This window comes from uncultured Lactobacillus sp. (assembly GCF_945290125.1).
Lineage (GTDB): Bacteria > Bacillota > Bacilli > Lactobacillales > Lactobacillaceae > Lactobacillus > Lactobacillus rizhaonensis.
The window spans coordinates 50,532-71,196 of sequence record NZ_CALYQV010000002.1 but is presented as its reverse complement, the minus strand read 5'-3'; the positions used below and the strand labels follow the sequence as shown (position 1 = coordinate 71,196).

Sequence of the window (20,665 nt, the reverse complement as noted above, 5' to 3'; positions counted from 1 at the left end):
ATCACAAAAGGAGTTTTAATTTATTATGGATGAAAAACAGTTACCTAAGCTTTCCAGCTATAGATGGGTAATCTTAGCGATTGTAGCTTTGCTTGATGCAACGAGCAATTACATTCAGTTTCAAATTTCAACATTAGCTGTTCAAATTATTCCGGCTTTGCATCTGTCAACAGCACAGTTTCAAAGTTTGGCAATGGCACCAATGTTGGTCGCAGTTTTCTTAAGTATTCCTGCTGGCTCACTTGCAGATAAATTTGGTGCTAAGAAAATTGTTTCAGTAGGACTAATTATTTCTTTACTCGGTGCTTATGGCCGGATAATTGCCACTAATTTTGTCACCATGATGATCATGTTGTTATTGTTTGGCGTGTATATGGCACTTTTAAATGCAAATACTATCAAGATTTTTGGTATTTGGTTTAAGCAAGATACTAATTTAGCTATGGGAGTTTTCTTCGCATCGGCTAGTGTAGGTATTATCTTAACCCGTATCACCAGTCCTTTATTTCCAAGTGTAAAGGCAGCCTTTACATTTTCAGCAAGTTTATTACTAGTTCTGACAGTTTGCTGGCTGCTATTTATAAAAGATGCCCCTAAGGGTGAAGAAATTCCACAACCTCAAGTAAAACAAGGAAAAGCTGAATCATCCCTTGATTTCTTTAAAGAAGCTGCACACAGTAAAAAGACTTGGATTGTCGCTATCAGTGTTGGTGTCGGAATGGGAGCAAGTGAGGCTTTCTCTAATATTATGCCACCAGCTTTTGCCGCAAGAGGAATGTCTACCATTCAAGGAAATAATATCGCTGCTATAGCTACCATCGGTAGTCTTTGTGGTTCATTATTTGGTCCTGCACTAATTGGCAAAGCTAAAAAGGCTAAGCCAATCATGATTACAGTAACCCTGATTGCCGGTCTATTAATTGCACTTACTTGGTTCATTCCATTAGGATTGCCATTAACCATTTCTTTAGTACTTGGTGGATTATTCGGTGCGATGACCGGCCCATTGATGCAGGCAATGCCAATCTCATTCCCTGAAATTGGTCCCAAATATGCAGGTTCAGCAGGTGGTTTGATCGGTACTGTTTCATTACTATTTTCATATTGTATCCCAGTTATTATTTCAATGATTGCTGGACGTAACTTTATGTTGACTTTTATCATTCAGGGTATTGTCTTAATGATGACAGCAATTTTCATTGGCATTTTACCTGATGCTAATGTTGCTAAAAATGCTCCGCGTGGTAAGTAATTGATTTGATTTTGAAAGGAATTTTGTAATGACCAAAAAAATAACTGCAAATCCGGGCAAATACACTGGCTCGGGTCAAGGCAAAGAAAGCCAAATTAACCTTGAAGTTGAGGTAAACACAGATAAAATCGTTAATGTTAAACCATTGGATAAATATGCGCCAGACAGTTTAGCTGACAATGCATTTAAGAAAATGGCCCAAAAGATTGTTGACCAGCAATCAGTTGATGTTGACGTCGTTTCTGGAGCTTCCGAAACTTCTCGTGGTATTATTGCGGGTGTAAAAGAAGCCCTTGATAAAGCTGATGTTGACTACGATGCTCTTAAAGAAAATGGCAGTCAAAATACCGGTAAGAAAGAAGAGATTATTAACGTTGACGTCGCTGTAGTTGGTGCCGGTGGTGCTGGTGTAGCAGCTGCTTTAGCTGCTCGTCAACATGGTGCAAGCGCTGCTTTATTTGAAAAAACCATTTCTCCACTTGGTGCAAGTACGTTTGCCGGAGGTATGTTTGCTGGCGACAGTCAACAACAAAAGGATCAAGATGCAGTCGTTTCCAAGAAATGGCTTTATGACGAATACATGGACGCTTCTCAAGGCTACATGAACTCAATTCTTGTTCGGCGCATCATCGATGAATCAGGTAAAACCGTCGATTGGTTAAATGAAAACGGCGCGATTATGAAATTAGTTGACGCAGGTACTGGCGGCAGTTATGACCATATCGGTATGCCGGCTACTCTTCATGGCTATCAAGAAGGCGGTACTAAGGCAGTAACTAAATTGATTGAGAAGTTCAAGTCAATTGGTGGCAAGATGTACTTTGGCTTTGCTGGTAAAAAATTACTGCAAGATGATGACGGCAAAGTTGTTGGCTTAATTGCTGAAAGTGATGAAGAAACGCTCCATGTTAATGCTAAGAAAGTTGTTATTGCCACAGGTGGTTTTGGCGGTAACCCTGAAATGCGTAAGGAATACTTGGGTGATGTCAGCACACAAGGACAGGTTTTGCAAAACACCGGTGACGGTTTGAACATGGCCTGGGATGCAGGAACTGCTCATCATATTAACGGCTCAACCCATTACTTCTGGCAAACATTTAGCAATAAAGATATTGGCGATATGGCTAAACTTGTCGGCCCCAACTGGATGCCTGTTAATGCTTTGGCAGACTTTCCAAACTTGCGCGTTAATAATCGTGGCCAGCGTTATGCCAGTGAAACTCACGCGTTAGATTTTGCTGTGCATGGAGCCGAATTGTCAGAACAACCACAACAAACTGAATTCGTTGTTTTAGATCAGGCAATGCTGGATAAGATCAAAGAAGGCGGTACGGTTGCAATAGAAGATCACTATAGCAAGTGGAAGAATCACCGTGAATTTTACATGGAATTTAATTATCCAACAGATACTGAAGAAAATATTAAGCATGAACACGAGAAGACAGACTTTACTGCACTATTAAATAAGCTTGCTTCAACTAACGTTGTATTTATTGGTAATACAATTGCAGAATTGGCTGAAAAGATGGGTGTTGACAAGGAAAACTTGGTAAAATCAGTTGAGCAATACAATGATGCTAAGAAGAAGGGTGAAGATGATTTGTTCTTCTCCGATACCAAGAGAATGATTCCAGTAGAAAACGGACCATTTTACGCTGTGAAATTTATTGCCCGGAACCTAGGAACTCTTGGCGGTGCCACAATTGATGAAAAAATGCATGCTTTGAATCCAAAAGGTGAACCTGTACCTAACCTTTACGTAGCTGGTGCCGATGCATCTGGAATGTACGGTAAGGCTTATGTCGACTTTGAAGGTGGTACTTTAGGCTTTGCTTATATCTCTGGTAGATTAGCCGGAATTGATGCAGCTGAAACTGCTAAAGACGGTAAGTAGTTTTATTTAAAATCATGTATTAAATTTTAAAAATTGATTTGTACATGATTTTTTACTTGAGGAAGAAATATGACACAAGAAAAATACGATGTAGTAATTGTTGGTGCTGGTCTTGCTGGTTTTGCTGCTGCAGATGAAGCTGTTGACAATAATTTAAAAACTTTGCTGGTTGAAAAAGGTAAAACAACTGGCGGCACTGGCAATTATGTTGAAGGTGTTTTTGCTGCCGATTCAGAATTGCAAAAAAAGGATAACGCGGTTCTTAATAAGGAAGATTTACTTAAAGAAGAACTGACTTATTCGCATTACAAGGCAGATGGCAAAATGTGGCAAAAATATATTGACAATGCCGGTAAAAATGTTTCTTGGCTTGAAAACCATGGTGCTGAAATTGGTATGGTAGCAAACCTGGGTTCCGGTGCAAGAACCTGGCACTTGTTTAAAGGCAAGGGTCATGATGCTATTCATAATGGCTTAGAACCATATGCTAAGAATAAGGGCATTACGATTCTTACTTTAACTAGAGTAACTGATCTAAAGCAAAATGCTGACCACACTTATGATGTTACTCTGACTAATGTTGTAGAAAAAACTGCTAAAGTTGTTAATGCTAAGAATGTGGTTTTGGCTACAGGTGGTTATCTGAACGACCAAAAGTTATTAGAAAGTACACCTCACCAAAATCCTGATAACATTATTCCCGTTAACTCTGGTAAAAATACTGGAGACGGTTTGAGACTGGCCTGGAAGTTGGGTGCTAAAAAATACTTCACAGGAATGGCAATGATGTTTGGAGGCCAACTAAAAGATAAGACTGTCCCGTCATTCAAATTATGGGGTACAGCTATCTGGAGTTCAGTTTGTGACCAGCCGCAAATGTGGGTAAATGAATTAGGCGAGCGCTTTGTTGATGAAAGTGCAGCTGTTGTGAACTGGGCTAACGAAGGCAATTCAATGAATCGCCAAGATCGGGTCTTCTGCATCTTTAGTCAAAAGATTTTGGATGACTTTACTGATAAATCATACCCAAGATCAATGAAGCCATTTGTTCCAGAAGACAGGTACCCAACTTTGCGTGATGATATTGCCAAGGCCGAAAAAGAAGGGCGCCAATATCTGCACAAGGCTGCAACGCTGGAAGAATTAGCTCAAGAAATTGATACTCCTAATTTAGTTGCTTACGTTAAGCACTATAATGAGATGGTGGCAAACGGCGAAGATACCGACTTTCATAAACCAGCCAAATATCTGTTGCCAGTTGATGGCAAGGGCCCATTTTACGCTATTGAATTAGGTGTTGGTGCCTATACTACTGGTGACGGCCTTCGTGTTAATACCAATAATGAGGTGCTAGATACTAAAGGCAGACCTATTGCAGGCTTATATGCTATCGGCGGTGACGGTTCTGCTGTTCTGTATGGTGATACTTATGGTGTTAATGTTCCTGGAACACATGCAGGCTATTGTATTTTTTCAGGCCGTAATGCAATTAAAGCAATTGCAGCTAAGGAATAAAAAGCAAAAAATAATTCCTAAAATAACAAAATAATATCCCAAGTTAAAAGACTAACTTCCGTTTTGATGAGAGTTAGTCTTTTTGCTTAGCCGAAATACTATATTACTTATTTTGTTTTTTAAATTGATTAGGCGACATGTGATAGACGGAATAAAAAGCATTATACAAATTACGATATGTTATAAAGCCTGTTAATTCAGAGATTTTTACCCAGGACTTGGAAGAAGAATTCATCAGATCAATTGCCTTATTGATTCTGACTAATCTTAGAAGATCGGAAAAAGAGGAGCCTAGGCTTTTCTTGATTAATCGTGAGGTATAACCATTTGAATAGCAAAAGTATTGTGCAACATCGTTAATTCGCAATTCATGCTGATAGTTCTTTAATACAAATTTGGTGAGTTCTTCTATAAAATTGATATTACTCTCTTCTTCAATAGTTTTACTTTCTTGAGCGTAGTATTCAGTTAATATGCGAATGACATTTATCACCTCTGTCATAATTTTGAGGTTAGTCACCAAGTTGGTTTCTTTATTTTGTAAGCTAATAATGCTGGCAAATGTTGAAATAAGTTCTTGATCATTTTCTGACTTTTCAATGCATGAATTAGCGTTAAAAACATATTCATGTAAAAACTTGCTATTAGTCATCTCGCTTAAAAAAGGCAATGGTAATTGAATACATAATACCCAGTTTTTTTGTGGGCTTTGAGTTGAGTGAATTTGATACGGATTAATTACTACAAAATCATTTTTGCATAGCAAATAACTTTGATCTTTTAGTTTCACTTCAAGTTTACCCTGAGCACAATATAGTAATTCAGTGCTTTGATGCCAATGTAAGGGAATTACTCTGTTCAAATTGTGGGCGTGAAAATTAAAAATCTTGAAAGGTAACTTTTTTGAATTGCTGATTTTTTCATGTTGGATATAGGACATTGTTATCACCTCGCATAATGTTATAATGGAAGGTCATTATTTTACAGCTTTTTCCTCTGGAAAATGTATTTTAACACATCTGAAATCGCTTTACTATATTTAATGAAATAACGGGAGCAAAAAGGAGGAGTTTTTTATGAAAGAAAAAATGACAAAGTTTTTTCAAAGAATGCAACCGTGGTTTGACAGGGTAGGAAATAATAAATACCTGCAAGCAGTTATGGGTGCAATGATGGCCACCTTAGGGCCGATGATCATCGGATCCTTTGCTACTTTAATTGCGGTTTACGCCAGCAAGTGGAAAATGTTGCAGCTGGCAAAAATTATGGGATTTGTCAACTCAGTCACTATTGGTGCTATTGCTTTGTATGTTGCCTTTTTAATGGCTAAACATATTGCGGGGATGTTTCTCAAAGATGATGACGGCACCAGTGCAGGTATTATTTCGTTAATGTCATTTTTGATCATTACACCACTTGGAAGTATCAAAAATGTTACAGCAATTCCAGTTACCTGGATTGGTGCTGATGGTCTTTTTTCAGCAATCATAGTTGGTATTGTTGTGGGTAGATCATATGTTTACATGAAACAGCACAAGTGGACTATTAAAATGCCGGCTGGTGTTCCGCCAATGGTATCTGATACTTTTGCCGCTTTAATACCTACTTTACTATTAGGTGTATTTTTTGCGATTGTTGCCTTAGGATTTAGTGTTACTCCATTTGGCAGTTTTCATCAACTAATTTTTACTATCATTCAAGCACCTTTACAAAATATTGGTGGTTCATTCTGGGCTATGGTTCTAATTTGTTTAATTGAACAATTAGTCTGGTTCTTTGGTATTCATGGTACAAACGTAATAACACCAATTGTTGTTCCTATTTGGATGGCACTTGATATGCAAAACTTAACAGCATACAAAGCCGGTCGTTCTGTTCCTAACATTTATGGCTATGCCTTCTTTAATTTTTACACTTGGGGCGGAACAGCTTTAGGTCTGGTTTTACTAATGCTTTTTATTGCTAAGAGTCAGAGATATAAGACTTTAGGTAAAATTTCAATTGTTCCTGCCTTGTTTGGAATTACTGAACCTGTAATTTTCGGTACTCCATTAGTTCTTAATTTTGATTTCTTTGTGCCGTTTGTGACAAATAATGCTATTGTTGTCATGATAGCTGGTTTGTTAACTAAACTAGGCATAGTTGCTAGATGTACGGGTGCTCAGGCAGTATTTGGATTGCCACTAGGAGTGCACGCATTATTAGGGGGACATATCTCAATTGTTATTTTAGTTCTGCTGATCCAGTTAGTGATTTCACCAATTCTATGGTATCCATGGTTTAGAAGAGCAGACAAGAAAGCTTTAGCACAAGAACAAAATGCAGCTAAATAGACTATATAATAGAAGAGGTTGCAATAAACCTCTTTTTCATTAGGAGGTATATGGTATATATTATGGAAGAAAAACAATTAAAACTACTACTGAAGGAAATGAGCCTTGACGAAAAAATTGGACAGTTAATCCAATTATCAGGGGAATTTTTTCAAGCAAACGATATTTCATACGGTCCGCGAGATAAATTAGGTATTTCACAGAAAATGGTTGACTTAACCGGATCGGTTCTCAACGTTGCTGGAGCTGAGGCTACTCGAAAAGTACAGGACCAACAGATGGCAAGACAGCCACATCATATTCCTGTGATGTTTATGTCCGATGTAATCTATGGTTATAAAACAATTTATCCAATTCCCTTAGGCTTAGGTGCAACCTGGAACCCGGAAATCATCAAAAAGGCCTTTGCTACGGCAGCGGATGAAGCTTCAGCTGCTGGTATTCAGGTTGCTTATGCTCCTATGCTTGATACCGTACATGATGCCAGATGGGGTAGGGTCTTAGAATCTCCCGGTGAGGATCCATACCTTAATTCTAAATATGCTGAGGCAATGGTTGAAGGTTTTCAGGAAAAAATAGAGGACGATAAAGGAGTAGCAGCCTGCTTTAAGCACTTTGCTGGCTATGGTGGGGTTGAATCTGGCAGAGAATACAATACTGTTGATATGTCAATTAGCAACCTTTATCAGAATTATTTGTCTGCTTATAAAGCAGCGGTAAAAGCTGGTGCAAAATTAGCAATGACTTCTTTGGCAGCTTTAAATGGTGTTCCATCGACTGCAGATAAGAAATTGTTGGATAACTTGCTCAGAAAAGCTTGGGGCTTTAAGGGTATTATTATCTCCGATTATGCTTCAATTTATGAACTGGTTAAACATGGATTTGCTGCAAATACAGTTGAGGCATCCTATAAAGCTTTGGATGCTACTGTCGACATAGATATGAAATCGCCGTGTTATGCTAACGGTTTAAAGAAGCTGGTAACTAATGGTCAATTAGACGAAAAGAAAATTGATGCAGCCGTTTGGCGTGTCTTATCATTGAAAAATGACTTTGGTTTGTTTGAAGATCCTTATCGGGGAACATCGCTAGCTAGAGAAAAGGCAAGTGTTTTATCCGAAGATAAACGGAATCTGGCCAGAAAAATTGCCACAGAAGCCGTGGTATTGCTCCAAAATAAAAATAATGTTTTACCCCTTAATAAAAATGAGAAATTTGCGTTGATAGGACCGTACAGTACCGAACATTCTTTGCTGGGAATGTGGGCTGTACATGGTGAATCTAAAGACAGCATTTCAATTTATGAGGGACTAAAACGCTATGTGCCTGATATTAAAACCGCCAAGGGGACAGATATTAACCGTAGTCGCCAGATGCTGAAAGAAATGGGTTTTCCGTCTGATGAAGCAATTTCTCAGGTCATTTCAACTGAAGAGAAAGAAAAGAATAATAACAAATTAGCACTTCAAGCAGCCCGAGAATCAGATGTTGTGATCTTGGCAATGGGAGAAAGTACCCTTGAAGCCGGAGAAGCAGGTTCAAAAACGAATCTTTCTTTACCAGCTAATCAGTTAGATTTGATTGATAAAATTTCTGCATTAGGTAAAAAAGTAGTTCTACTAATTATTAGTGGCCGCCCACTAGTGTTAACAAATGTCAAAGACAAAGTTGACAGTATTCTTGAATGCTGGTTCCCTGGAACTGAAGGTGGGGCAGCAATCGCAGATATTTTATTTGGCAAAGCCAATCCTTCTGGAAAATTAACAATGTCGTTTCCGTACAGTTCAGGACAAGAACCGCTTTATTATAATCACTTGTCAACTGGCCGTCCCGTTCATGATTCGCAACATGTTGGTCGCTTTTTATCAAAATATTTGGATGCTCCTGCTGAACCTTTATATCCATTTGGCTATGGCCTATCTTATGGTCATATCAGTTACGAAAAGATGAGTTTAGATAAAAAAGAACTGCATCATGCTGAACAAATTGTAGCTAAAGTGGTGCTAAAAAATGACAGTGACTGGGACTGTGAGGAAACAGTTCAGCTTTATATGCACGACAAAGTAGCCACGATTGTTCAGCCGGTAAAAAGGTTAATTGATTTTAAGAGGATAAATATCAAAGCTCATACAGAGAAAACTGTCAGTTTTAATATTAGTCCTAAGCAATTGACTTTCTTTGATAATACAGGTGAAAAAGTCTTAGAAAACGGGGAATTTACTCTATATATCGGCAGTAATTCACGGGACTGTTTGGCACAGGATTTTACCTTAGTTGATTAGTAAAAACTTAATTAAGAAAGAATAACTATGAAATATCAAAATCCAGTTTTAAGAGGTTTTCATCCTGACCCCAGTATTTGTAAAGTTGGCGATACCTACTATTTAGTTACCTCAACATTTGAGTTTCTTCCCGGATTACCGGTCTATCAAAGCAAAAATTTGCTAAATTGGCAATTGGTAAGTCACGTGATAGATAAAAGCACTGCAAAACATTATCCGTATGGCAATCTTAAAAACTCTCTTGGCGCTTTTGCTCCTACTATTCGTTTTCATGATGGTGTTTTTTATATCGTTTGTGCTTTTATACCCAAAGGCACTTTTATTGTCAAAACCCGAAATCCCAGTCAAGGCTGGTCGCAGCCTATTTGGATAAAAGAGGGAATGGGCATCGATCCTTCCTTAACATTTTTGAATGATAAGTGTTATCTGCAAATAACAGAAGCCGGTAAAATAATGCAATTTTTGTTAGATCCGGACACTGGAAGAATATTAAGTGAAGAAAAAATAATTAGTTGTGGCACTGGTGGCCGCGATCCTGAGGGACCGCATAACTATTATCAATTTGGCAAGTTCTGGCTTCTTTTAGCAGAAGGAGGAACTCGTTCAGGGCATATGGTAACAATGCAAGTTGCTGATAACATTGATGGGCCTTACCACAGCGTCCTTAATAATCCCATTTTGACAAACCGTGATTACAAAAATGAGCTTCAGTGCGTTGGTCACGCGGATATAGTTCAAATAGATGAAGAAAGATTCTGTCTAGTTGCACTTACGACCAGACAGCCGCCCCATATTCATCGCACCTTACTAGGACGTGAGACAATTTTATTTCCTGTCAATTGGGATGCCAACAAAATTGAAGTTAATAAAAAAGAAAAAATTGGCAAGGCAACGGTTAATGTGACCGCGCCATTATAAACTAATTTACAATCGCATAGTGAGGAGTACTTTGGTGCAGATAATTTGCTTTCTGTGGCAGGATTACCTGATTATCAGCTTGTAAAAAACAAATTAACATTAAAGGCTAATATGCTGCCTCTTAAAGTGTCTCAGGTGAGCCAACTTGCACCTTCTTTTATTGGTTTTGCGCAAACTGAATTTAAGGGTGAATTCTCCTTTTGCTTAAAGGTTGAAGGGCTGAGTAATAATTTAGCTGGATTAACTGTCTATAAAGATGACGCACATTATTTTGCAGTTTTGTATAATAATGAGCAAAATATAATTCAAATAAGCAAACGAGACAGCGACTTGAAAATTGAGCAGAATTTAAAGGTAAAATAAGAGGCACTACAATCAAATTTATTTTAAAAATGAGACAAGAAAATTATTGTGTGATTTTAAAGGATGATGAAACTGAAATTGCTAAAACCAGTATGCTGACCAGACATTTTACTAATGAAGTTAGTGATTCGCCTTTTACAGGTGTAGTAATCGGTTTAAGAGCAATTGGTCAAAATAGCGTTAAATTTCATTCGATTAGTTTAATGTATGAAAATCTGTAGTAATAAAAAAGGTAGAAAAATTCTACCTTTTTTGTGTGATATTTACAGTCGAAAACTTAATTAAATTGTGCTACAAATTGATCTACTTCATCTAAATATAATTGCTTTTGGCGTTGGCTAATCCAAGAGGTCTCAAAAGAATTCTTAGCAAGTTGTACAACTTGATCTCGTGAAAGATCAAATTTTTGTGCCAAAGCATAATAATTATCACTGATATAGCCCTTAAAGTAAGCAGGATCATCTGAATTAATAGAAACTTTTACTCCCGCATTCAAAAGATCGATTACTTCTTTACCCTTCATTTCTGGTGAAACAAAGCTGTTAGATAACGGGCAGGAAGTTAAGCCAATCTGTCTTTTGGCGGCTAATTCAACCAGGTCTGGATCTTCCACAATGTTGGTACCATGGTCAAGTCGCTCAACTTCCATAATTTCTAAAGCCTGACGAATATGTTCAATTGAATCTTTTTGATCAATGTCACAGTGAGTAGTGATGTGCAGTCCAGCCGCAGCTGCGTCTTCAAACTGGCGAGCAAATTTTAATGGCGGATTGTTATGTTCATCAGAGTCAAGTCCAATGCCAATTATCTTATCACGGTACTTAAGACCTTCTCGCAAGGTCTTTCTAGCAGATTCCTTAGAAAAGTCGCGTAAAAAGCACATGATTAGGTGAGCGTCAACGTTTAATGCACGTGCATCAACAGTAGCTTGATAAAGGCCATTGAGTACAACTTCAAATGGGATACCGCGGCTAGTGTGAGCTTGGGGGTCAAAAAATAATTCTACATGCCGAACATTGTTGGCGGCAGCCTTAGTTAAATAGGCCCAAGCCAAATCGTAAAAGTCTTCTTCAGTTTGTAAAACATTCATTGCTGGATAATAGACAGATAGAAATGATGCCAAATCATGGTAATTATAAGTCTTTTGGACATCTTCAATTGTAGTTTGTCCTATATCTACATGATTACGCTTGGCTAACTTTAACTTCAATTCAGGTTCTAATGTTCCTTCGATATGCAAATGCAATTCGGCTTTAGGCAAGCCCCGTGTAAATTCTGGTGTGACGACTGAACTCATGTAATCCTCCTTAGATAATGTTCTTGATTTTTACTTGTTATTTTAGTTTAGCACAATTTTAATAATAAAAATAGAGTAAAAAGCGAACAAATTAAGGAAGATAAGTGTATATGTTCCTAATAAAATACCTAACTAAGAATCTAGTTAGGTAAAATAATTAAAAATTCCAGTTAAGTATTTTAGTCACAATGGCGCCATTTTGCATCTGTTAAAATGCGGGCTGTTAATAAGCCGATCGGCAGGGCAGTAATAATCATCAAAGCATCCATAATCCAATAAGCACCGACATTAATGTTAGTAATGACAAAATTAAAGACAGCGTGATACATGTATAAGCCAGGAACCATTATGACAATTGCGGGAACAGTAATTGCAATACGGGGAAAGCCAACTTTATCACGTACGAAACTGGCAATTAGTCCTGCTAATAAAGCTCCGATGAATGCTGCTAGAGCGGCTGGAACATGGTTAAATTCAACTAGACTTAAACGCAGAGTATTTGCCAGGGCACCAATTACGGCAGCAACTGTTGCCATTGATAATTTAGCATTAAACATAATTGAAAAGCCAAAAACGCCACAAAAACTAGCAATTATTCTAAGCATTGTTAATAAAGCCGGATTAAGATTTAGTTTTGGCATAGCACCTGGTGATAAAGAAAGTAAGGTAGCCATGCCCCAGCCTACCATTGAAGCAATCATAACTACTAATATCGCATAGGCCAGTCTTTCAAGTCCTGACCGCATATCAAGTTTAGACATATCAAGACCAGATGTGATAAAAGGAAAACCGGGAATGACATAGAGCATTGAGCCGATATAGCCATAGGCATGATTATTGCTCCAGCCCCAAACTATTGCTCCTAATTTAAAGCATAGGAAATATACAGCACAGGAAACCGCCACACCGACAGTTATTTTGGCAACAAGTGTAATTTTCTTTTTACCCATTAGTTGACGTAAATAGTTACCAACAAAAGCACCTAAAAATGTACAAAACATTTCTGGCAAGCCACCACCAAGTAAAAAAATAAAACTGGCACATGCTAAACCTGCACTCAAAGCGGAAATAATTAGGGGATAGTTTTGAGTATGGCGTTCAATTTGATTCAATTTATGATGAACTGCGCCAATTGTCCAGTGATCATTTTCAGTTTCAAATTTGCGGACAAAATCTTCCATTTCATTTAACTTATTCATATTTACGTCTGTAGTTGGCAAAGAAAGTGTCTGCGAATATGATTTGTTATCAATATCAAAACAGGTATAACTGATAGTTACTAAACCAATGTCGGCTGAACAAGTGATTTTAAGTGCACGTGCAATGGTATTCATCGAATCGCGGACACGCCAAGCTCCAGTGCCACATTGCAGCAGCATTATACCTATTCTACCGACTAAAGATCCTTTTTCTACCAGGGTAATATCCTTGACTAAAGTATTATCTGAACTTTTAAAAAACTGTTTCCAGTGAATTCTCATGTGATGCTTACTAGAAATCTTGGGATATGATGCTGGAGATTGTTCGTCTTTCATAACTGCTTTTTGACCTTTCTTTTATTAATATAGTGTTTTAATTTTACCATATTAGTGGCTGGACCAATTTGACAAGGTATATTGTGGCAAAAATATCAATCGGCTTATACGTTAGACCAAAATAATATTATTCTGTTCATATAATTATGAGTATAGCTAAAGACGCATAGGCCAATTAATTTAAGCTAGATCAATTTTTATGAAAACGGTATTATAAAATTGCTGATTGATTATAGTTAGAAATTGACTGGCAAGCATTGAACCGTTCTTTAAAGCGCGTAAAAATAAATATTAGCTGAGGAAATGAAAACTAATGAAACTAGATAAAACTAATGAAATTTTAGATGAAGTTGTCCCTTTAATTCAATATGCCTTTTTAAAAACTAATGATCTGAAAAAAGATAATAATTTTATGAGTTGTTATCGGCACAGTGACAGTTATGGCATTTTTCATGATGGTAAACTTGCAAGTTATATTATGGCGATCCATTTTGCAAGTCAGATTTTTGATCATCAAATTAAAATGTCAGGAATTGGCTATGTCTCATCATATCCGGAAAATCGCGGCCGTGGAGATATTTCCAAACTAATGAAAGAAATACTGGAAGATCTTCATGACGAAGGTGTTTCACTATCTAATTTAGCACCGTGGTCCGAAACATTTTATCAGCAATATGGTTATGAAAATAGTATTTATCAAAAAACATATAGTATTAAACCTACAATGTTTAAGTATTTCAAGTTACCCAAGACTGGCAAAATTGTAAGAGGTAATTGGAGCAATCCGACATTAAGCAGTTTGATAAAAAAGCTATACCAAAAGCAAATTAATGCAGGTGAGGAACGTAATACAGTTATTAGAGCAAAATGGTGGTGGCACAGACTGGAAACTTATTATCCTGATAGAAACATTGTTATTTATGTTGATGAAAATCAAGCTCCTCAGGCCTATATGTTTTATCGTTTTGCAAACAAAAAATTTAAGGTTGACGAAATATATTATACAAACGCCACTGCCATCACGGCATTGCTTAATTTTATTGGTGGTCACATATCTTCATGTACCGAGTTTGAAATTACAGCACCAGAAGATTCATTGCTTGAGGAATATTTTCCTGATCAAAGTGGCTTAAGCATTAGTATTCGGCCTTACATGATGTCAAGAATTGTTGACTTTGGGGAAATTGCGTCTGCCGTGAAGTTTGTTGGTGAAAGAACTGCCAATTTAGAAGTTACAGAGGATGACATTTGTCCGTGGAACGCTGGGGTTTGGCATCTGGTGAATAATTCTGGTGAAACCAGTTGCGTTAAAACCAGTGCCAAACCTGATTTTAATGGGTCAATAACTAACTGGACAAAGGTTTTACTAGGCCATTTAACTTTAAAGCAAGCAATAAATTTAGGATTAATAAAAAAACTGAGTTCCAGTAAATTGGAATTTTTAAACGGTAAAGTAAGTTTTTATGACTATTTTTAACTGGAAATTGTTTTGATTAGCATAATAGAAGTTGCATAATTTATGCGATTTCTATTTTTTTTGCTGAAAATGAACGATTTTGCAGGAAAGTGACAAACTATGATTGAAAATGATTGCTTTTAATTATTAAAGCGCATAAAATACTCGCTGGGGTGAAATATATGTTAACGCCTGAAAGGCAAAAAGTGATTGAGGATTTCGTTAACCAGCATGGTTTATGCCGTGTTAGTGATCTCTGCTCAATAACTTCAACTTCAGAGTCAACCATTAGACGAGATCTAAATCAAATGGCAGAAAAAGGTTTGATTAAACGGGTGCATGGCGGTGCCCAGTCAGTCAAAAGTTTTACTCATGATGTGTCGCAACATATTCGGTTATCTATGAACCATAATGATAAAAAGCTGATTGCTCAATATGCTGTTAAGAATTTTGTGCATCAATATGACTATATTTTTATTGATGCAGGAACAACAACATATGAGATGGTTCCTTTTATTGCTGATATTCCACGAGTATCCGTTGTGACTAATGGTTTAGAAACTGCACTTTGTGCTATTAACCATGGGATTGAGACTATACTTTTGGGTGGCCGAATCAAAGAAAATACACATGCGGTAGTGGGACAAGCTGCTCTGCAACAACTGCAGAGGATGAACTTTTCCGCCAGTTTTGTAGGCACAAATGGACTTGATGACCGTGGCAATCTAACCACACCTGATACTGAAGAAGCCGCAATTAAAAAAACAGCAATTGCTCAAGCTAATCAGACATATATTTTGGCCGATACTTCTAAAATTGGCGAGTGCAGTTTTGCTACTTTTGCGCAAGTCAAAAACGTCACAGTTCTCACTACTGCGTTAAGTGCAAAAGAGAAAAAATTACTGCCTGTCAAAATTAAACTGAAGGAGATTTGCTAATGATTTATACGGTTACCGTTAATCCTGCTTTGGATTATGTAATTCAATTAAAGCAGGTTAACCGTGGTGAAGTTAATCGCGCTAATAACTGCTCGTTTTTGGCGGGCGGTAAAGGGATTAACGTTTCACAAATACTTAATCAGCTGGATATTGATAATACTGCCTGGGGTTTTGTGGGTGGCTTTACTGGCAAAGAGCTGGTACGCCAACTTAATCAGCGCGGCATTGTTAACGATTTTGTTACTATTTCTGATGTGACCCGCATTAATGTGAAGGTGCACGCAGAGCAGGAGTCAGAAATTAATGCTGCCGGGCCTAATATTACAGAGCAGGAAATAACTGCTTTTAAAGCGCGACTAAATGACTTGCAAAAAGGTGACATAGTAGTTTTAAGTGGTTCATTAGCTCCCAGCTTACCAGTAGATTTTTACAAAAAACTTTTGCCTACTATAAAAGAGGCCAAAGCAGATTTTGTGATTGATACTACCGGTCAGGCATTACTCGATACTTTAAGCTACAAACCACTTGTAATTAAACCCAATCATCATGAACTAGCTGATTTATTTAATACTACTTTTAATTCTGACAAAAAGATGCTTGAATGTGCACGCAAATTGCTTAACTTGGGTGCACAAAATGTTATGGTCTCCATGGCTGGTAAGGGTGGTTATTTGATAACCCCTAAGCATTTTTATCATGCTAAAGCAGCTGTTGGAACTGCAGTCAATTCGGTTGGTGCAGGAGACTCTATGATAGCTGGTTTTGTTGGTACTTATGTGAAAACAAATGATCCAGCAGAAAGTTTCCGTATCGGTATGGCCTGTGGTGCTGCCACAGCTTTTACTAAAGATATTGCCGTTAAAAGTCAGATTGATGCGGTGCTGCCACAAATTAATGTTGAAGAAATTTCGTAAATTGAGGAGAATTTAAATGAAAATTAAAGATATTTTGGCTCCTGAATCCATGATTATGGCGCTTAAAGCGACTAACAAAGAAGATGCTATTAAAGAAATGGCTGATTTAGAAGTCAAAACCGGCATCGTCAATGACGAAGATGAATTCATTAAGTCAATTTGGGCTCGTGAAAACGAATCTACCACGGGTATTGGCGATGGTATTGCGATGCCACATGCTCGGAATAAGACAATTAACAAAGCGCGCGTGCTTTTTGCTAAAAGTGAAAAGGGGATTGACTACAATTCGCTTGACGGTCAACCAGTTCATTTATTCTTTATGATTACTGCTCCAGATGGCGCTGACAATACTCACTTACAAGCTTTAGCTAAATTGTCCGGCTTATTAATTGACCCTGATCTGGTTAATGCTCTTAAAAAAGCGCAAACTCCTGAAGAAGTGATCCAACTTTTTGAAGATGCGGAACAGCAAAAGGATGAAGCTAAAAAAGCCGAAAAAGAACAAGCTGCAAGTACCAGTGAAACTAATAAGGTAGAGAAGCCTTTAATTGTCGGTGTTACCGCATGTATTAACGGTATTGCCCACACCTATATGGCTCAAGAAGCTTTAATTAAAGCTGGTAAAAAGCGTGGTGTTGATGTACGTATCGAAACCAACGGCTCAGAAGGCGTCAAGGACAAATTGACTGCCGATGAGATTAGCCGTGCTCAAGGGGTTGTTATTGCGTCAGACAAGAAAGTTGACATGCCTCGTTTTGATGGCAAGCCGTTAATTTCTCGTCCCGTTGTTGACGGTATCAACAAACCTGATGAATTGATTGATGACATTTTGGCTTCTAAAGCCAGTGTCTACCATTCAAACGGTGAAACGAGTAGCGATGACAGTGGCAATGCTAAAGAAGGTATTTGGGGTTCAATTTACAAGAACCTCATGAACGGCGTTTCTCACATGTTGCCATTTGTTATCGGTGGCGGTATCTTAATGGCAATTTCCTTTATTGTGGAAAACTACGCTGGTGGTCCTAAATCTCCTGCCTTTATTTTCTTAAATAATGCCGGAAACATGGCTTTTGCCTTCATGGTGCCGATTTTGTCAGGTTACATCGCCGAATCAATCGGAGACTTGCCGGCATTAATGCCTGGTTTTGTCGGTGGTTTCATGGCCACAGTTTATAGTGGTGCCTATGGTGGTGCTTATGTTGCCAATGTGGTAACTAATGCCAAATCTCCTGCCGGTTTCTTAGGCGGACTTGCTTCTGGATTTATTGCTGGTTATTTAGTAGTCGGCTTAAAGAAATTGTTCGCCAAGTTGCCGAAGTCTCTTGAAGGAATGAAGCCGATGCTGATTTACCCAATCTTAGGCCTGCTCTTCATTGCCCTTATTATGTACTACATTGTTAACCCAATCTTTAGTGCCGTTAACTTTGCGATTACTAATTTCTTAAACCAAATGGGCACTGGCAATTTAGTAGTTTTAACCACTATCTTAGCTGCCATGATGTCAATTGATATGGGTGGACCTTTCAACAAAGCCGCTTACGTTTTTGCTTCCGGTGCTTTTGCTAATGACCCTCATTCAACGGTTGCCGCAGTAATGATGGCTGCCGTAATGGTTGGAGGCATGGTACCGCCATTTGCGACTGCAATCGGTACAACTTTCTTTAAGAACAAGTTCACTATGGATGAACGGCGCGCTGGTTTAACCAACTGGATTCTAGGCTTTTCATTCATTACTGAAGGTGCTATTCCGTTTGCTGCAGCTGATGCAGGACACGTTTTGCCTTCATGTATTATTGGATCTGCCGTTGGCGGTGCCTTAGTAGGTCTATGGCGCATTGGTGTTCCTGCACCTCACGGTGGTCTCTGGGTATCTCCACTTGCTAACCACATTTTACTGTACTTTGTTGCTACTATCATTGGCTCCATTGTTGCAGGTGTAATCTTAGGTTTGTGGAAAAAGCCTGTTGACAACCAAGATCAAAAATAAATTCAATTTTAGATGCTATTGAGAGTTAAAAAATATGCACTAAGCTGTTAGTTGGCTTAGTGCTTTTTTCTGACTAAAAATTAGTTTAAGTATACTGAAAAAATTTAAACCCCTAATTTTATCATTTCAAACATTATTTTGAGCAGTTGAATGCGATTTCTATTGCTTAAACTGAAAAATTTGCCATACTAATATGATATAAAAGGTTAATTCCGACTTGATTTGCAGATTGGAGAAAGACGTGTTCAATCTATTCATATTATTATCAGAACGCCTTGGTATTATTATGATACTGGCGTTTCTCCTTGTTAACATGCGTTTTTTTAGGGATTTAATTGAGAAAAGGACACTAAAATCACAAATTTGGTTATTCATTATTTTTTCGCTCTTTGTGGTAATTGCGAATCTCACTGGTGTAGAAATTTCGAGTTCAAAAGAAATTTTTACTCCTTTGATTATTACGGGCTTACCCCAAACCGACTCGATTGCTAATACAAGAATGCTAGTTATTACTACTGCCAGTCTCACCGCGGGACCTTATGTAGGACTTTTAGTTGGTTTAGTAGGTGGATTGCATCGAGTCATTTTTGGTGGCTTTTCTGACTATTTTTATATTGTAAGTTCAGTCTTAATTGGATATTTAATCGGAATTTTAGGTGATAAGGTTAAGAAAAATAATTTATACCCATCAACATTTTGGGTGGCTATCTTGTCTTTTTTAGCAGAATTAATTCAAATGATTTTTATTTTTGCTTTTCATGGATTTGGTTTAATCAAATTAATTTTTGTACCTATGATTTTGCTGAATACGGTTGGGTCTTGTTTATTCATTGAAATTTTGAAGACTTATTTGTCTAATGAGCGTCAACTTCGTGTTGTTCAGACCAAGGATGTTCTGGAACTGGCGAACAAAACGTTGCCTTATTTTCGTCATGGCCTTGATTCTGATTCTGCTAAACATGTTTGTAAAATCATCAAGAAATACACTAATTTTGATGCTGTGGGTCTAACTGATCGAGTTAATGTTTTAGCTCATGTTGGTGCAGGCCAAGACCATCACATAGCTGGAGAACCAGTAATTACCGACTTATCCAAGACTGTTATTGCTACCGGCAAAGAAAAATTGGCACATTCCAAAAATGAAATTGGCTGTCCTCATCAAGACTGTCCCTTAACTTCCGCAATTGTTTGTCCTTTACAGGTGAATAAAAAAACTATTGGTGCATTAAAACTCTATTTTTGTGCAGAACAAGAAATGACAGTAGTTGAAGAAAATTTAGTTCGCGGACTAGCCATGATTTTTTCAGGTCAATTGGCCATTGGGATTGCTGAGCAGCAGACAAGTTTAGTGAATGAAGCAGAAATTAGAGCTTTGCAAGTTCAAATAAATCCGCACTTTTTCTTTAATGCTATTAATACTATTGGTGCGTTAATGAGAGTAAATGTTGATGAAGCTCACAGAGCATTAATGGAACTTAGCACATTTTTTAGACTAAGTTTAAAAAATGGGCAGGCAAAAGAAATCACTCTTGAGCAGGAGAAAAGGTATGTCAGTGCATATATTGGAATTGAAGAGCTGCGTTTTCCTCATAAATTCACGGTTGACTATCAAATAACTGTACCGGATAATACATTATTACCATCATTTTGTTTACAAATATTTGTGGAAAATGCCATTAAACATGCATTTAAGGGCAGAAAAACTGGTAATAAAGTCATTATAAATTTAAGCTCTAAAAATGAATATTTTATAATTTTGGTTAAAGACAATGGTATTGGTATTAAACCAAATATTTTAAAAAGACTGGGTAAAGAACCAATTGGTGAATCCGGTGGCAGCGGTACTGCACTTTATAATTTAAATAAACGTCTGATAGGCTTATACGGTACTAATAGTCAATTACAAATCCAAACTGGTGAGAATGGTACTGCTTTTAAAGCTGAGATACCGTTGAAAAATGCCAAAAAATGAATTTAGAAG

At 37.5% G+C, this 20,665-nt stretch carries 16 protein-coding genes; 13 read left to right on the top strand and 3 right to left on the bottom strand.

What is annotated here, in order from left to right; genetic code table 11:
• Window positions 1-25 precede the first annotated feature (25 nt).
• The 3 genes from Q0K80_RS00850 to Q0K80_RS00840 all read left to right on the top strand — a co-directional run bounded on the left by Q0K80_RS00850 (window position 26) and on the right by Q0K80_RS00840 (window position 4,661).
• Window positions 26-1,252: an MFS transporter gene (locus tag Q0K80_RS00850; RefSeq protein ID WP_294601849.1), complete on the top strand. Its 1,227-nt coding sequence runs from the start codon at window positions 26-28 to the stop codon at window positions 1,250-1,252.
• Window positions 1,253-1,280: 28 nt separating this feature from the next.
• The gene (locus Q0K80_RS00845) at window positions 1,281-3,146 is read left to right on the top strand and encodes an FAD-dependent oxidoreductase (protein WP_294601847.1); all 1,866 of its coding nucleotides are present in this window, start codon (window positions 1,281-1,283) and stop codon (window positions 3,144-3,146) included.
• Between the two features lie 69 nt (window positions 3,147-3,215).
• Window positions 3,216-4,661, top strand: a complete 1,446-nt coding sequence (locus Q0K80_RS00840; protein ID WP_294601845.1) for an FAD-dependent oxidoreductase — start codon at window positions 3,216-3,218, stop codon at window positions 4,659-4,661.
• 103 nt (window positions 4,662-4,764) lie between these two features.
• Here the strand turns inward: Q0K80_RS00840 and Q0K80_RS00835 are convergent, their stop codons facing one another.
• Entirely contained in the window at window positions 4,765-5,601 is an 837-nt protein-coding gene (locus Q0K80_RS00835) for a helix-turn-helix transcriptional regulator (protein WP_294601843.1), read from the bottom strand.
• Between the two features lie 136 nt (window positions 5,602-5,737).
• Here Q0K80_RS00835 and Q0K80_RS00830 point away from each other — a divergent pair, with 136 nt between their 5' ends.
• The 5 genes from Q0K80_RS00830 to Q0K80_RS00810 all read left to right on the top strand — a co-directional run bounded on the left by Q0K80_RS00830 (window position 5,738) and on the right by Q0K80_RS00810 (window position 10,778).
• The gene (locus tag Q0K80_RS00830; protein ID WP_294601841.1) at window positions 5,738-6,994 is read left to right on the top strand and encodes a PTS transporter subunit EIIC; all 1,257 of its coding nucleotides are present in this window, start codon (window positions 5,738-5,740) and stop codon (window positions 6,992-6,994) included.
• A 62-nt stretch (window positions 6,995-7,056) separates the two neighbouring features.
• Complete coding sequence (gene bglX / locus Q0K80_RS00825) at window positions 7,057-9,276, top strand: beta-glucosidase BglX (protein WP_294601872.1); 2,220 nt, start codon at window positions 7,057-7,059, stop codon at window positions 9,274-9,276.
• A gap of 27 nt (window positions 9,277-9,303) precedes the next feature.
• A complete protein-coding gene (locus Q0K80_RS00820; RefSeq protein WP_294601839.1) occupies window positions 9,304-10,194 on the top strand; it encodes a glycoside hydrolase family 43 protein in 891 nt (296 codons plus the stop codon).
• Between the two features lie 54 nt (window positions 10,195-10,248).
• Complete coding sequence (locus Q0K80_RS00815) at window positions 10,249-10,557, top strand: hypothetical protein (protein ID WP_294601837.1); 309 nt, start codon at window positions 10,249-10,251, stop codon at window positions 10,555-10,557.
• A 50-nt stretch (window positions 10,558-10,607) separates the two neighbouring features.
• A complete protein-coding gene (locus Q0K80_RS00810) occupies window positions 10,608-10,778 on the top strand; it encodes a hypothetical protein (RefSeq protein WP_294601836.1) in 171 nt (56 codons plus the stop codon).
• Window positions 10,779-10,834: 56 nt separating this feature from the next.
• Here Q0K80_RS00810 and add read toward each other — a convergent pair whose 3' ends face one another.
• Both add and Q0K80_RS00800 read right to left on the bottom strand, forming a co-directional pair.
• A complete protein-coding gene (add, locus tag Q0K80_RS00805) occupies window positions 10,835-11,854 on the bottom strand; it encodes an adenosine deaminase (protein ID WP_294601834.1) in 1,020 nt (339 codons plus the stop codon).
• A gap of 179 nt (window positions 11,855-12,033) precedes the next feature.
• On the bottom strand, window positions 12,034-13,389 hold the full coding sequence (locus tag Q0K80_RS00800; RefSeq protein ID WP_294601832.1) for a threonine/serine exporter ThrE family protein: 1,356 nt from the start codon (window positions 13,387-13,389) through the stop codon (window positions 12,034-12,036).
• A 313-nt stretch (window positions 13,390-13,702) separates the two neighbouring features.
• Here Q0K80_RS00800 and Q0K80_RS00795 point away from each other — a divergent pair, with 313 nt between their 5' ends.
• The 5 genes from Q0K80_RS00795 to Q0K80_RS00775 all read left to right on the top strand — a co-directional run bounded on the left by Q0K80_RS00795 (window position 13,703) and on the right by Q0K80_RS00775 (window position 20,656).
• Window positions 13,703-14,866 carry a GNAT family N-acetyltransferase gene (locus Q0K80_RS00795; RefSeq protein WP_294601829.1) on the top strand — a complete coding sequence of 388 codons (1,164 nt, stop codon included), beginning with the start codon at window positions 13,703-13,705 and terminating at the stop codon, window positions 14,864-14,866.
• A gap of 161 nt (window positions 14,867-15,027) precedes the next feature.
• Window positions 15,028-15,783: a DeoR/GlpR family DNA-binding transcription regulator gene (locus tag Q0K80_RS00790; RefSeq protein WP_294601827.1), complete on the top strand. Its 756-nt coding sequence runs from the start codon at window positions 15,028-15,030 to the stop codon at window positions 15,781-15,783.
• Window positions 15,783-16,697, top strand: coding sequence for a 1-phosphofructokinase (gene pfkB, locus Q0K80_RS00785; protein WP_294601825.1), 915 nt, complete (start codon window positions 15,783-15,785; stop codon window positions 16,695-16,697). The genes Q0K80_RS00790 and pfkB overlap by 1 nt, the downstream gene beginning before the upstream one ends.
• Before the next feature lie 16 nt (window positions 16,698-16,713).
• The gene (locus Q0K80_RS00780; RefSeq protein ID WP_294601823.1) at window positions 16,714-18,684 is read left to right on the top strand and encodes a fructose-specific PTS transporter subunit EIIC; all 1,971 of its coding nucleotides are present in this window, start codon (window positions 16,714-16,716) and stop codon (window positions 18,682-18,684) included.
• A gap of 286 nt (window positions 18,685-18,970) precedes the next feature.
• Window positions 18,971-20,656, top strand: a complete 1,686-nt coding sequence (locus tag Q0K80_RS00775) for a LytS/YhcK type 5TM receptor domain-containing protein (protein WP_365934709.1) — start codon at window positions 18,971-18,973, stop codon at window positions 20,654-20,656.
• Window positions 20,657-20,665 lie beyond the last annotated feature (9 nt).

What these genes read in the sequence shown, in the direction of transcription:
- Q0K80_RS00830 (WP_294601841.1), top strand. Translation starts at nt 5,738, where the DNA reads ATGAAAGAAAAAATGACAAAGTTTTTTCAAAGAATGCAACCGTGGTTT.
- Q0K80_RS00820 (WP_294601839.1), top strand. Translation starts at nt 9,304, where the DNA reads ATGAAATATCAAAATCCAGTTTTAAGAGGTTTTCATCCTGACCCCAGT.
- Q0K80_RS00800 (WP_294601832.1), bottom strand. Translation starts at nt 13,389, where the DNA reads ATGAAAGACGAACAATCTCCAGCATCATATCCCAAGATTTCTAGTAAG.
- Q0K80_RS00775 (WP_365934709.1), top strand. Translation starts at nt 18,971, where the DNA reads ATGATACTGGCGTTTCTCCTTGTTAACATGCGTTTTTTTAGGGATTTA.
- Q0K80_RS00850 (WP_294601849.1), top strand. Translation starts at nt 26, where the DNA reads ATGGATGAAAAACAGTTACCTAAGCTTTCCAGCTATAGATGGGTAATC.
- bglX (WP_294601872.1), top strand. Translation starts at nt 7,057, where the DNA reads ATGGAAGAAAAACAATTAAAACTACTACTGAAGGAAATGAGCCTTGAC.
- Q0K80_RS00845 (WP_294601847.1), top strand. Translation starts at nt 1,281, where the DNA reads ATGACCAAAAAAATAACTGCAAATCCGGGCAAATACACTGGCTCGGGT.
- Q0K80_RS00840 (WP_294601845.1), top strand. Translation starts at nt 3,216, where the DNA reads ATGACACAAGAAAAATACGATGTAGTAATTGTTGGTGCTGGTCTTGCT.
- Q0K80_RS00795 (WP_294601829.1), top strand. Translation starts at nt 13,703, where the DNA reads ATGAAACTAGATAAAACTAATGAAATTTTAGATGAAGTTGTCCCTTTA.
- Q0K80_RS00790 (WP_294601827.1), top strand. Translation starts at nt 15,028, where the DNA reads ATGTTAACGCCTGAAAGGCAAAAAGTGATTGAGGATTTCGTTAACCAG.
- Q0K80_RS00835 (WP_294601843.1), bottom strand. Translation starts at nt 5,601, where the DNA reads ATGTCCTATATCCAACATGAAAAAATCAGCAATTCAAAAAAGTTACCT.
- Q0K80_RS00780 (WP_294601823.1), top strand. Translation starts at nt 16,714, where the DNA reads ATGAAAATTAAAGATATTTTGGCTCCTGAATCCATGATTATGGCGCTT.
- add (WP_294601834.1), bottom strand. Translation starts at nt 11,854, where the DNA reads ATGAGTTCAGTCGTCACACCAGAATTTACACGGGGCTTGCCTAAAGCC.
- pfkB (WP_294601825.1), top strand. Translation starts at nt 15,783, where the DNA reads ATGATTTATACGGTTACCGTTAATCCTGCTTTGGATTATGTAATTCAA.